Origin of the sequence: Shewanella woodyi ATCC 51908 (assembly GCF_000019525.1) — a bacterium.
Classification (GTDB): Bacteria; Pseudomonadota; Gammaproteobacteria; order Enterobacterales; family Shewanellaceae; genus Shewanella; species Shewanella woodyi.
In genome coordinates, this window is sequence record NC_010506.1 from 561,976 (window position 1) to 574,674 (window position 12,699).

At 44.5% G+C, this 12,699-nt stretch carries 10 protein-coding genes; 7 read left to right on the plus strand and 3 right to left on the minus strand.

Translation table 11 applies throughout. From position 1 onward, the window contains the following. Positions 1 to 237 precede the first annotated feature (237 nt). The 7 genes from SWOO_RS02335 (at position 238) to SWOO_RS02365 (ending at position 9,684) form a co-directional block, all read left to right on the plus strand. The gene (locus SWOO_RS02335) at positions 238 to 891 is read left to right on the plus strand and encodes a 2OG-Fe(II) oxygenase (protein WP_012323100.1); all 654 of its coding nucleotides are present in this window, start codon (positions 238 to 240) and stop codon (positions 889 to 891) included. Between the two features lie 1,362 nt (positions 892 to 2,253). Beyond that, entirely contained in the window at positions 2,254 to 4,074 is a 1,821-nt protein-coding gene (locus tag SWOO_RS02340) for an AAA family ATPase (protein WP_012323101.1), read from the plus strand. Between the two features lie 110 nt (positions 4,075 to 4,184). Beyond that, positions 4,185 to 5,105, plus strand: a complete 921-nt coding sequence (locus tag SWOO_RS02345; RefSeq protein ID WP_012323102.1) for a DUF2971 domain-containing protein — start codon at positions 4,185 to 4,187, stop codon at positions 5,103 to 5,105. Between the two features lie 927 nt (positions 5,106 to 6,032). Continuing rightward, positions 6,033 to 7,220, plus strand: coding sequence for a M48 family metallopeptidase (locus tag SWOO_RS02350; protein ID WP_012323103.1), 1,188 nt, complete (start codon positions 6,033 to 6,035; stop codon positions 7,218 to 7,220). A gap of 25 nt (positions 7,221 to 7,245) precedes the next feature. Next, positions 7,246 to 7,911, plus strand: a complete 666-nt coding sequence (locus tag SWOO_RS02355; protein ID WP_229377285.1) for a TIGR00266 family protein — start codon at positions 7,246 to 7,248, stop codon at positions 7,909 to 7,911. 28 nt (positions 7,912 to 7,939) lie between these two features. Beyond that, a complete protein-coding gene (locus SWOO_RS02360; RefSeq protein ID WP_012323105.1) occupies positions 7,940 to 8,623 on the plus strand; it encodes a TIGR00266 family protein in 684 nt (227 codons plus the stop codon). A gap of 11 nt (positions 8,624 to 8,634) precedes the next feature. Beyond that, on the plus strand, positions 8,635 to 9,684 hold the full coding sequence (locus tag SWOO_RS02365; RefSeq protein ID WP_012323106.1) for a TIGR00266 family protein: 1,050 nt from the start codon (positions 8,635 to 8,637) through the stop codon (positions 9,682 to 9,684). Positions 9,685 to 9,760: 76 nt separating this feature from the next. Here SWOO_RS02365 and SWOO_RS02370 read toward each other — a convergent pair whose 3' ends face one another. The 3 genes from SWOO_RS02370 to SWOO_RS02380 all read right to left on the minus strand — a co-directional run bounded on the left by SWOO_RS02370 (position 9,761) and on the right by SWOO_RS02380 (position 12,663). After that, on the minus strand, positions 9,761 to 11,119 hold the full coding sequence (locus SWOO_RS02370; RefSeq protein ID WP_041417467.1) for a sodium-dependent transporter: 1,359 nt from the start codon (positions 11,117 to 11,119) through the stop codon (positions 9,761 to 9,763). Positions 11,120 to 11,390: 271 nt separating this feature from the next. Beyond that, complete coding sequence (locus SWOO_RS02375) at positions 11,391 to 11,876, minus strand: Lrp/AsnC family transcriptional regulator (RefSeq protein WP_012323108.1); 486 nt, start codon at positions 11,874 to 11,876, stop codon at positions 11,391 to 11,393. A gap of 13 nt (positions 11,877 to 11,889) precedes the next feature. Beyond that, the gene (locus SWOO_RS02380; protein WP_012323109.1) at positions 11,890 to 12,663 is read right to left on the minus strand and encodes a phosphatase PAP2 family protein; all 774 of its coding nucleotides are present in this window, start codon (positions 12,661 to 12,663) and stop codon (positions 11,890 to 11,892) included. Positions 12,664 to 12,699: the final 36 nt, after the last annotated feature.

Consider the following 12,699-nt stretch of genomic DNA (forward strand, 5'->3'; position numbering starts at 1 on the left):
AAAAATGATGGCCGTCACAGTTTTAAGGGCGGGTAGTTAGCTGCCGATTTTTAACTGTATTCGATGCAGAGTTTACTGGCCTACATCAGGGAGGTGTATTTGGGAAAGAATGAGGGAATTATGATCGATCTTTAATCTAAAAAGCTTGCTTAAAAATCACAATATCACTAATCTCCACGCCCCTTTGGAATTCGTAAGAAAACACCCGGTTTTCTTCTCCTTCATATTGAGTAAAACATGGCGCTACATACAGGGCTAGAGATAGATCCGAGCATGGATCAATACACCTCGTTATTTGAATCAATCGTACAGGATGTTGCTGATAATGGTTACAGCATTAAAACCAACGCCTTACCGGTTGAGTTGGCTCAAAAACTGAGTGCGCGAGCGCAAGCCATATCAGACACCCACTTTAAAGCGGCAGGCATAGGTCGAAGCAATGAGCTGATGCTAGATACTCAGATCCGCAGCGACGAGATCTGTTGGATTGTTGGCGACAGTGAGCTCGGTGCGAGCTGGTTAAACTGGGTTGAGGGACTGAAACAGTACGTCAATCGTACGCTATTTTTGGGACTCGATGAGTTTGAAAGTCACTTTGCTCACTATAGCGAAGGGGATTTTTATCAAAAGCATAAAGACGCGTTCCGTGGTGAATCAAACCGAATTCTAACCTTAGTGGCATACCTCAATGAGGATTGGAGTGAAGAGTGTGGCGGCGAGCTTCTGGTCTATCCCGATGACTCAGATGAGGTGATAGCCAAAGTTGCTCCTCATTTCGGCACTATTGTGGTCTTTATGAGTGAAGAGTTCCCCCATGAAGTACTGCCAGCTAAGTGCGATCGCTACTCTATCGCCACTTGGTTTAGACGTAAGTCAGATAAGTTGAGTTGATAAGGCTAAGAAGGGCGGCACTTTGTGCTTGCTAGGACGCTGCGCTTACGTAATAGCCTATGGCTACAGGAACGCGTTGCTTACAGTAGAAGCAACACTGAGCATTTGCCATTGCCGTCATCCCGGGCTTGTTCCGGGATCCATTCTTTTGAACTTAAGCGATGAAAGGCGGGCTGTTATAAATTCAAGAGATAAAGGCTTTAGTTGTTGCCGTTGCACTTCTCAGTGGCCTCTGTGTCCTCCGTGGTAAATCGCTTTTATCTTGGTGTTGTTATGAGAGTTGGGCTTCGCCCTGCTAGGACGCTGCGCTTCGAGTTAAAAGCCTTAAAGCAAAGGCGAGAGCTGTCTTACCACAGAGCGCTGCGCTACACAGAGTACGCGGAGGAAAAGCTGGAGGTAGAAGCAAAGAGGCTTTTGTTTGTGCTCCTCTCGTGGTCTCCGTGCCCTCCGTGGTAAATCGCTTTTATCTTGGTGTTGTTATGAGAGTTGGGCTTCGCCCTGCGAGGACGCTGCGCTTCGAGTTTCGAGTTAGAAGATAAGAACAAGAGCAGTGTCACCACGGAGCGCTGCGCTACACAGAGTCCGCGGAGGAAAAGCTGGAGGTAGAAGCAAAGAGGCTTTTTTGTTTGTGCTCCTCTCAGTGGTCTCCGTGTTCTCTGTGGTGGATCGCTTTTATCTTGGTTTTGTTATGAGAGTTGGGCTTCGCTCTGCGAGAACGCTGTGCTGCTAGTTTCGAGTTAGAAACCTTAAGAGCAAGAACAAAGGCAAGAGCAGTCTTATTACACAGATCACGAGGGAAAGCGGGAGGGGAAAACGCTGTATTTCGTTTGCTAATCGCTGTTAATGACTCTGTTTAAAATCTTCTAAAGTTTTTCACTTCACCAACGTCCATTAAATTGAAATCTGGAACTATGTTAGTGAACACTTAAGTGGCTGTAATACATCAAGTAATATGAAATTAATCAGTAAAAATGCTGATAGACATATTGTATACATATCGATATATTACTTTGCAACATAACAAGGACGAACCCCAAAGCTCTTATAGCGAATGGCGGACACCTGAAACAGGGATGTGTATCAGTTTATCTATCAGTTATCACGACTTGATCCCTGTCACTACCCATCTATTTCAGCCGATCTGTTCTCTTGAAGCAGATGAGCAGAGCGGGCTTCACCATTCGAGTGAAAAGCCTTATGAGCAAGCACAAAGGCAAGAGCTATCTCACCACTGAGCGCTGCGCTACACGGAGTTCACGGAGAAGAGATGGAGGTAAAGCAAACGCTTGTTGTAAAAAACTATCCCGTTTTGGGATTTATTAAGCTGTTATAAGTCAGAGCATTCCATAGCAAGGAAGTTGAATGAAAATTAAGATAAGAAATAAACACAAATCTATACCAGCAGGTCTTGAATTTGAATTGCCACAATTCACTGTATTAACAGGCGAAAATGGCAGTGGGAAAACTCATTTATTTGAAGCAATAAGCGACAAAAAAAATGGGCAAGTAACATTAGAAGAAGGTGGGCTGAACTCAATTAGCTATATTCCATTCGGCGGCCTAAATCCACAGGTAGATCAACAGTGTGATCCCGCTCAAATCTCACAAAAAGTAAAACAAGTTTGGCAAGAAGTAGCAAACGCTAAGCTACAGATAGAAAGAAGGAGTAGAGGTGTTGAATACACAGGGGCTCCCGAAGGAGACCCGATACTTAATCACGTAGGGAATGCTCAGCATAAAGAAGCCATTCTTAGTATTTCACAACAACTAAGTATTCTTCCGTCCCAATTAACTGAAGATATCATTTCAGATCGAATTAGCATGATGAGTCTATCAGGAAGCAACCTGTTTAATAGCCAGTTTGCTCTTATATTTAAATCATATCATGTGCGTTACTTAGATAATAAATTGAATAAGGTATATGAGGATGAAGGGACTTCCGATGCAAATCCTTACCTGAAGGATGAAGAGTTTAAAGAGCAATACGGAGAAGCCCCATGGGATTTTGTCAATGGAATCCTTGCAAAGTTATGCTTACCTTACACCGTCAACAACCCTATAAATTCAAAGAGAGACTCAACTTTCGTTTTTAAGCTGATTCACAATCAGTCCGGCATTGAAATAGGCACGAATGATTTATCGACAGGTGAAAAAACACTGATGTCGCTAGCTTTGGCCATATATAATTCTATTGGTACGGGTGATCGTGCTGACTGTCTAATTTTAGATGAGCCTGACGCCCCCCTTCATCCTTCAATGTCGAAGCTTATGCTTGAGATTGTCGAAGAGGAAATTGTTCAGAAACACGGAATTCCAGTATTATTATCTACACATTCACCAACAACGATAGCATGCACTCCCGCGAACGCACTCTACAAAATTACTGCAGCAGAAAAAATTCCAACTCAATGTGACCTTCATGATTCAATGAGAATATTGACCTATGGCATTCCAAATTTAAGAGTGTCTACTGAACATCGGCGCCAGATATTTGTAGAGCATACATATGACGTCGAATATTATGAGTCACTCTTTGATATTATTTCCAGAAAAATAGAATTTGTAACTATTCCTCAGTTTTTGCCTCCACACACTAATAATGGTTCCAATTGCGACGCAGTTTTGGAAATAACTCGAAAGCTTCGTGATATGGGGAATTCGCAGGTTTACGGACTAATTGATTGGGACTTAAAAAATGAGCCAGAGCAACAAGTAGTAATACTTGGCCTTGGTCGAAGATATGCAATTGAGAACTACATCTTTGAGCCACATTTTCTTGGCTTATATCTAATTCACAAAAAATTCGCATCTCCAGAAGAATTAGGTTTAGAGGGGTGCAACTCATATCTCGATGTAATAACTTTAATATCAAATAATAGTGATGCTATTCAAATAATTGTAGATTCAGTTCAGGAAAAATTACTTCCAGAAGAAGAGACATCAAGTTATTTTGAGAGTTTTCTTATTGATGAATCAAGCATTCGCATCGACCAAAGGATATTAGATATAAAGGGGCATACGCTGGAAGATTTAGCCAGAGAATCGTGGCCGCAATTAAATTGTGTTAGGAGTAACAATGGTGGCGATAGCGTTCTAAAAAAGGACGTCATCAGTACAGTAATAAATGATTTTCCTGGGCTTATATCAATAGATATAGCCGACACATTTCGAGAGTTAAGATAAAACTTATAACAAGGCACTGCTACGGAAAATTTACTCGCTGGCGCTCCTAAATTTCCGTAGAGCGCGGCGTTAGTTTTCAGCGTACATGGTTAAATTGATGGGTAGGGATTATGAGCAAGATATACAAATATTTTGGAAGTTCAGTTTTTGAATTAGTTTTTGATAAAGAAGGTTTCTGTGGTGTTAAATGTTCATTGCCTAAGGACTATAATGACCCCTATGAACTATTTCTAGCCATGGACTTGAATGTTCCTACTGAATATTTAGCGTTTTATAATGATGTTATTCAGGAGATGCCTCAATTCCCTACCTCATGTTTTTCTAAATCACCAATAGTTTCCCCTATGTGGGCTCATTATGCCAATAATCATACTGGTTTCGCAATCGAGTTTGATTTGGAAAAGCTACAGCAACATTTTGATGGAAACCCGTTTTGGGGTGTTGACTACCGAGAAGAACCACATAAGTCTCTCGGGGACATTGTTCAACGAGCGGCAGAACTTAAAAAACCACGATACACATATGATCTACAGCGTTTTGCATTTTCCGAAGCATATTTTTCTAAATACGCACAGTGGAGCTATGAGGAAGAGTTAAGGTTTGTGGATACAACAGGTGTTACCGAAAAAGCTGCCGGTAACGATATCTTATATATTCCAATGGACTGTTTAGTATCAGTGATTGTCGGCCCCAAATCTGACGAACAATTAATTACTTCAAGCCAAAAAGCGGTAGAAGAATGTGGGCTAAACTGGTACCAACTGGTCATTGGTAAAAGCCATCCTCAGCCTTATTTCAGGTCAATTGATGGGACTATATGTACTTTCAAGGATGGAGACGTTCTTGCTCATGATGAACTATGTGATAGATGTGAAGAGCCCATTAATAGTGGCAGCGAAATGTGCCCTTTGTGCAGCATTACGGAGGCTCATGCAATTGAAGCAGCAGCAGGCAACCCATTTCGGCTAATAAGTGAAGCTGGTCAGCTTGAAGGTTATATGCGTTCAATGGATGCAATACACAGAAAATAAGAAAACTAACGTATTAGGATAGGCAATCGGGTAGCCGGAGGTCTCTAACCTCCAGCCCCAAAACAAAGGGGTCGTAGCCCATTGACCTGAATCGAAGAGATACCTATGTAGTTGTCAGAGTCAGGTGTAGATGCGGCAGTGAGTTTCGGTTTCAAGGCCGTTCTATGACATCCTGTCACCACGGCATTTGTGAATCCATTCACATCAGATGTCATCGTAGAGACTGCAGTACAACAAAGGGGTCGTAGCTCATTGACCTAAATCGAAGAGATAAACAACTCAGTGTGAACGCGGCTGCGAGCTTCCAAAACATGGACGTTTTGGTAGAGCTCACAGGGATGTGCTTGCAGCGGTTCGCAAAAGTGTTTACACATTCAGCGAGCCGCAGGCTATAGATTAAGCATGAAGCCATGCTTACCCACAAACCATCAAACACCAACTCAGCCCAACCCCCCAAAGAAACCATAAAAAGATACTTCAAACTTGTTATCCGACAAGTTCCCCAATCTTGTTATCCAGACAAGCCAAAAACTATGTAAATAACCTCAACTCATCGTCAATCTTTAGTATTATCCTCTAAGGTATATGTTCCGGTTAACCGATTCTGCCAATTGGGTTTGGTATTGATACCATTCAGTACAAAAATGTGATTGCTCAGCGAGAAAGGGGGCAGTTAAACAAAGTTTAAGCTTGTTAACATCGCTCTGGAAGCGCTAAAACTCGCCTTTTAGGCGTGTTTTTGGCTGCCTACTTCTGTGTTGAATGAACTCACAAGGGAATAACCATTATCTCATTCATTCGCCTTGAATTAGTTTGCCAAAAAACACTCTGAGTAAATCACTCTCTTATACTGATTGGTATAAGGGTTAAACCTTGTTAGTGTAGAAGCTAAATATAATAAAAATCTCATTATGTGAAGGATCACTTATGTCTGAGGTTCGCTCTGAATACCTCTATCCTTGTCATGGTATTCATTCAGCACTGCCCAAAGGGCGTGCGTCGGGTCAATTGACCATATGTAAAACCCATCTGATGTTCACGGTTAACGACAAGACTGTTCAACTTGGCTTTGCCGAGCTTGAGATCTCTCAAGGTGGTGCCAGTGATAGGTTGATCTTCTTTAACCACCCTGCGTGTGCCGATTGGCGCTTTTACTGCTCCGATCGTTCTGTATTAAAAAACCCCTACTTAAAACAAGCGCCGCATCTAAATAGCGTGATGGCGAAAGCGACCCGTAAGCGTCAATTTAATTGGTTAGTGCTTACTGTGGTGGTTTTGCTGTGCGTGTTAGTGCCCGTGGGGCTGCTGGCCAATTTAGGTACCGGCAGTAAGATGATTGCTAAACAGGTTCCCGTTGAGTGGGAGGAGTCGCTGGGGTCATCGAGTTTCGATCAATACTCATTGCAGAGTGAGTTGATGGATGAGCAGCGCGGCGAGCTTTTATTGGCACCTTTAGTCCAGCCTCTATTGGAGGTTTTACCGAATAAGCGTTACCAATATCAATTTTATATCAGTGATGACTCTGAGCTAAATGCCTTTGCTCTGCCAGGTGGCGTAGTGGTGATCAACTCTGGATTGATCTTGGCGGCGGATTCACCAGAGGAGCTGCTCGGTGTGCTGAGCCATGAGATTGTCCATGTGCGTGAGCAACACGGGATCCGTAACCTTATTTCAAGCGCGGGCACCTACCTCATCTTAAGTGCCATTCTTGGGGATGTTTCCGGCTTGATGGCCGTGGTCGTCGATTCGGCTCCACTGTTGATAAATCAAGGTTACTCCCGCCAGTTTGAGACCCAAGCGGACGAACAAGGCTTCGATATGTTAGTAACTGCTAACATCGATCCTAAAGGCCTACCGCTGTTCTTTAATAAGCTGCTGGATAAAGAGGCCAAGATGTTGGAGAGCATTGAGGATGAAGATCAGCGTGGCTTGATTGAAACAGGGCTTGGGTTTCTTAGTTCACATCCAGCAACCAAAGACCGCATTGAGAATCTAGAGGCTAGAGCCGCGAGCATTGATGCTGAGTTTATTGTGTTAGATGAAGCGTTTTTTAAGCTGCAAGATGCAGTGGCAGAGTTTGTTGTTAAACATGAAGAGCCAGAAAGTGGCTTGTAAAAATCATAAACGATAAAAGGGAAATATGATGGAAGCAAAAATAATGGGCTCACAAGCCTTTTCCTACATAGATATCGATCTGGAACCAGGTGAAACAGTGATTGCTGAATCTGATGCCATGAGCAGTATGGATGCTGATTTGGATTTGACAGCAACCTTCAACGGCGGCTTTTTTAAGGGGCTACTGAAGAAGTTTTTTGGCGGTGAAACTCTGTTTATTAGCCGCTATAGCAATAATACCTCGGCGCCTAAGCGAGTGACTTTAGTGCAGCCGGTTCCCGGTGAACTCCGCTGTCATGAGCTTAATGGTGATGAGTTTAATCTTCAGCCTGGCGCTTACTTGGCGTCAACGGAAGGGGTTAAGTTGGGTCTGAGGTGGGCGGGCTTTGTCTCCTTTATTGCCCGTGAAGGCCTGTTTAAGCTGACGGTAACAGGTGAAGGTAAGGTCTGGTATGGCGCATATGGTGCCTTGCTGGAGAAGGAGATCGACGGGGAATACATTGTCGATACCTCTCATTTGGTGGCCTACGAGCCCGGAATTAAGCTAAAACTGCAGTTAGCGGGTGGGATCTTCTCTAGCTTCTTTGGTGGTGAGGGCTTAGTGACACGTGTGGAGGGCAAAGGGAAGATTATTGTCCAGAGCCGCAGTGTTTCAGGTCTTGCTGGTTGGTTAAATCCAAAGTTCAGATAATTGTGATAGTTGAGGGGGAAGATAGATAATGGAAATTGAATTGTTATACCGTCCTGGTAATACGGCAGCCAAAGTCACTCTTGAAGAGGGACAAACTATCACGACTGAGTCCGGCGCTATGATCGCCATGAGCGGTAATATGGACATTACCACAACCACCCATAAGAAGAAGTCTGGTGGATTTTTGAAAGCCGCTAAACGTATGTTGGCTGGCGAGTCTCTGTTTTTGAACCATTTCGAGCCTAAACAGGGTTCAGGTGAGCTGTTTCTGGGGAGCAGTCTTGCGGGCGATATGATGACGATGGACTTAGATAATGAGAGTCTGATCGTGCAAAACAGCTCCTATATGGCGTCATCAGAGGGGATAGATGTCGATATGGGCTGGCAGGGATTTAAGTCGCTTTTCTCCGGTGAAAGCGTGATCTGGTTGAACCTAAAAGGGCAGGGGAAGATCTTAATCTCCTCCTTTGGCGCCATCTACCCTGTGGAAGTCGACGGTGAGTATATTGTCGATTCAGGCCATATTGTCGCGTTCGATGAAACCTTAGATTTCAGTATTACTAAAGCTGGCAAAAGCTGGTGGCACTCCTACCTTGGTGGAGAGGGCTTAGTGTGTAAGTTCAAAGGCAAGGGGACAGTTTGGTGTCAATCTCATAATCCATCGAGTTTTGGTGGGGCGTTAAGCTCATCACTTCGCGCTAGAAAAGCTTAAGGGGAAGCGTAATGAATCAAACCTATAATATTACCCTGACCGGCGAGCTGATTGGTGAGATAGAGCGCTCTGATGCTATCGCGGTTTTTGCCAAGTTATTTAAGTTGCCTCTAGACAAAGCTCATGACTTTTTTCACAAAGCACCATTAGTGGTGAAAAAGTCAGTGGACGGCGATACCGCCAATAAGATCCAGCAGATCCTTGAGAAGTCAGGGCTGCATTGTGAAATCAATCCGGTAGAGGTGGTTGAGACAGAGCAGAGCACTCAAGTGGGCGTGATGAATGAGTCCGCTGTAGAGGCTCAGGATGAGCAAAGCGCTCAAGAGAGGGAAGAGATGTTAGATAGCGAATCGCAAACCACTACCGATCCAGAGCAGCCCAGCGCAAGCTTTAAAGGGCTTAAGTTTGAGATGGCAGGACAGCCTGATTATGGATTTGTAACGGTACATGTGCCTGCTGGTGAGATGCTAAAAGTGGAAGCTTCAGCCATGGCAACCATGGACACTAACATGCAGATGAAAACTAAGATGCGTGGTGGACTAGGTAGAATGGTCACTGGAGAGAATATCTTCGTTAATGAGTTTACCGCCGCGAATATGGAGGGAGAGGTGGGTATTGCTCCTGGCGCGCCGGGGGATCTGTGTCACCAGTATCTGGACAATGAGACCATCTATCTACAGAATTCGGCATTTGTGGCTTGCAGCAGTGGGATTGAAGTTGAGAGTAAATGGCAAGGGTTAGTGAAGGGGTTTTTCTCTGGTGAGAGCCTGTTTTTAATTCGGGCACAGGGCAAAGGCGATCTCTGGTTTAACTCCTATGGCGCAATTATTGAAATTGATGTGAATGATGACTACGTGGTCGATACTGGCAATATTGTTGGCTTCACCGATGGCCTTGAGTATCAGATCACTAAAGTGGGCGGTTATAAGTCGTTCTTCTTCTCGGGAGAGGGGTTAGTGTGTCGCTTCTCTGGTAAGGGAAAGGTCTGGATCCAAACCCGAAGCTCGGCGGCATTTGTGGGCTGGGCACACTGGTTTAGACCAGTGAAAAGCAAAGGTTAGTTCCTAGATTTAAACGACATTAAGCGTAAGCACTAAAAATGGCCCTATAGAGATATAGGGCCATTTTTGTTTGCTATTAGCTATTAAACAGCTGAATGATAATAAGCGTGATAAGTGCAGGGCAGACAAACTTGACGTACACAGGCCAAATGCGCCAGAAGATGCTGTTGCTGTCAGCCCCCTCTTGAGCTTGAATATCTTTTAGCAGATCATTTCTCTGCCACACCCAACCTAGATAGATTGCGATGCCTAGGGCGATAAGGGGCTGAGCTCGCTCTGTGGTTAGCGTGATCATAAAGCTAAACAGTTGCTCGAAGTTCAGTACCACAGTTAGCGACAGCACGACCACAAGTGCGCCAATTAAATAAGTAGCCTTGTTGCGACTGATAGATTTTTTCTCCATCAAATAGCTGGTGGGCACCTCAACAATTGAGATAGCCGATGTTAGTCCCGCTATGGTCATCAAGATAAAAAACACGAATGCCAACAGGTACTGTAGATTGCCGCCTAAGGTCTCAAATAGTGCAGGCAGTACAGTGAACACTAAGGTGTCTGAGTTAAGTAAGCTTCCATCTTCTGCAAATATCTGCACGCCATTATGCTGTGCGACATACATGGCTGGAATAATCATTAAGGCGGCTAAAAAGGCGACACTGGTGTCTGTTAGGGTGACGTATGCGGTTAGCTTGCCTAGATCCTCTTTCCTACTTAAGTATGCACCGTAAACCATCATGGCTCCTGTGCCTATGGTGAGTGAGAAGAAGGTCTGTCCCAGTGCGCCAATCAGCACATCCGGCTCCCATACTCGAGAGAAGTCTGGAACCAACAGCACCTCTAATCCTGTCATGGCACCGGTCTGGGTTAAGATGTAGATCACCCCCATCACTAAGATAAGCAGCAGTAGCGGCATTAATCTTTTTGACCACAGCTCGATCCCTTGCTGTACCCCTTGGCGTATCACGAATACCACCATCAAGATAAACAAAGTGGTGAATACTAGATTACGCGATAGCGAGAACTCCATCAGCCAGCTCGATACTTTTACAAAGCCAAATAACTCAGCGATGGGGGCTAAAGCGAAGCTGACAAACCAGCCTGAAAGTATGGTGTAGAAGGTGCAGATCAAAGTCGCAGTCGCGATAGAGATGAAACCTATGGCCTTACCTATTTTTTTACTGACAGGACCTGAGCCTATCTTTGCCATCGCATCGGCTGGGTTGGTCTGTCCGTGGCGACCAATCATCAACTCTGCAACCAGCATGGGGTAACCGAGGATTAAGATAAGCACCAGATAAACGAGGAGAAACGCTCCGCCACCATGGGTTGCGGCTTGAGTGGGAAACCCCCAGATATTGCCGACGCCAACAGCGGAGCCTGCGGCGGCCATAATGAAGCCTAATCTGGAACTAAAATGGGTGGAGTTGGAACTGCTCATGCTTATCTCTCGCTAACAAACTGTCTTCTGAGGGGCGCATCATAGAGGTTTATACTAACAGGTCAATGGCGAATTGTGGCGCGAAACTGATTTTTGGCAATGGAATGTGTTGTGTTTTTATCTATTTTTGATGAAGTCTATCGTTATTTTATCCTTTGTTGATGTTTGCTTGCTTAGTCGGTGGTTTGAAGGGAGTGAACGCAAACTTATTGCGTTTGAAATAAATTGTCGAGTTGTAATGTTTTTCATCACAACTCGAGTCTGATTGAGCTTAAGGGAGCTGAGTTGGTAGTGGGATGCTGGTTTTACTCTTAACCTGCTTAAGCACAAAACTGGATTTTACTCCTGAGATATGCGGGTCGGTTGTCAGCTTCTCCAATAGAAAAGTCTTAAACTCTTTCATATCGGCGATGAGTACTTTGAGCTGATAATCTGCATCGCTACCTGTTAATAGGCAGCACTCTTGCACCTCATCGTACTGGGTTATCTTATCTTCAAAGGAGTCTAAAATTGCTTGAGAGTGCTTCTCTAATCTCACTTGCACATAGGCGGTGAGAGAGAGATTAAAGTGCTCGGCTGAAAGCAAGGTGGCGTACCCGGCGATATAGCCGCTCTCCTCCATCGCCTTGACGCGTCGAGAGCAGGGAGAAGCCGATAGCCCTACTTTTTCTGCCAGCTCTTGGTTAGAGAGTTTACCTTGGCCTTGTAGCAGTTTTAAGATGGCCAGATCTATCTTATCGAGTTGCAACTCTGCCATATGAGTGGATCTCTTATTCATTATATTGGGTACCTGTCAGCTTCTTTCTCTTCTCCATTAAGCTTGAATAGATGAGAGACAGATAGGGAAAGGTTTTATGTATCACTAAGATGGATAACAGACCAATGATCCCGCCAAGAATTGTGGAGGCCAGCACATCCTGAGACCAATGCATACCCAATAGCATACGACTGAACCCCATGCCTATGCTCCAGACAAAGAGTAAGCCTGGCAGCACTAAATTTCCCGCAAGCAGCAGATAATAGCTGGCGATCATGGTTAAGGTCAGTGCAAACAGGGTGTGGCCAGAGGGGAATGCAAAGCCCACCTCATGTTTCCAGTGTTGCTTGATCAAAGGTGAGAGAGTGATGTCTGAATTGGCATAATTGAGTCTATCGAGTGTACTGCTCATCTCACTTTTGCGTTCCGCTTTGGTGAGTGAGTAAAAGTTATCTGTATTGAGCAGATATTGGCTCTCTAGCCATACCGCATTGGGTCTGGACTCATTGAAGTAGGGCTTAAGGTAGCTATTTAACCCTAGGCTAGTACACATACCCAGCGAGATAGTGAGAAAAAAGCTCATAAATTGAGGTTTTGATAAGCGCCGATATCCCAAAAGCAGGACAAGTAACACAGTGGCAACTCCATAGGGAGCTGTGCCTGTCGAGGTTAACCAAAACAGTAGGTTAGCAAAAGTAGAGTCTAGTTCGATGAGCGGAAACAGTGATGTATTCAACAGCAGCAAAATGGCTGGGATAATCGCTAAAATTGCCCAGCCAAAGATCATCGGGGCAAAAGGGGAACGAAGACTGGTTGAGGGTGC

Coding starts and splice junctions, on each gene's coding strand:
- SWOO_RS02335 (WP_012323100.1), top strand. CDS start 238: ATGGCGCTACATACAGGGCTAGAGATAGATCCGAGCATGGATCAATAC.
- SWOO_RS02340 (WP_012323101.1), top strand. CDS start 2,254: ATGAAAATTAAGATAAGAAATAAACACAAATCTATACCAGCAGGTCTT.
- SWOO_RS02345 (WP_012323102.1), top strand. CDS start 4,185: ATGAGCAAGATATACAAATATTTTGGAAGTTCAGTTTTTGAATTAGTT.
- SWOO_RS02350 (WP_012323103.1), top strand. CDS start 6,033: ATGTCTGAGGTTCGCTCTGAATACCTCTATCCTTGTCATGGTATTCAT.
- SWOO_RS02355 (WP_229377285.1), top strand. CDS start 7,246: ATGATGGAAGCAAAAATAATGGGCTCACAAGCCTTTTCCTACATAGAT.
- SWOO_RS02360 (WP_012323105.1), top strand. CDS start 7,940: ATGGAAATTGAATTGTTATACCGTCCTGGTAATACGGCAGCCAAAGTC.
- SWOO_RS02365 (WP_012323106.1), top strand. CDS start 8,635: ATGAATCAAACCTATAATATTACCCTGACCGGCGAGCTGATTGGTGAG.
- SWOO_RS02370 (WP_041417467.1), bottom strand. CDS start 11,119: ATGAGCAGTTCCAACTCCACCCATTTTAGTTCCAGATTAGGCTTCATT.
- SWOO_RS02375 (WP_012323108.1), bottom strand. CDS start 11,876: ATGGCAGAGTTGCAACTCGATAAGATAGATCTGGCCATCTTAAAACTG.
- SWOO_RS02380 (WP_012323109.1), bottom strand. CDS start 12,663: ATGATCTTTGGCTGGGCAATTTTAGCGATTATCCCAGCCATTTTGCTG.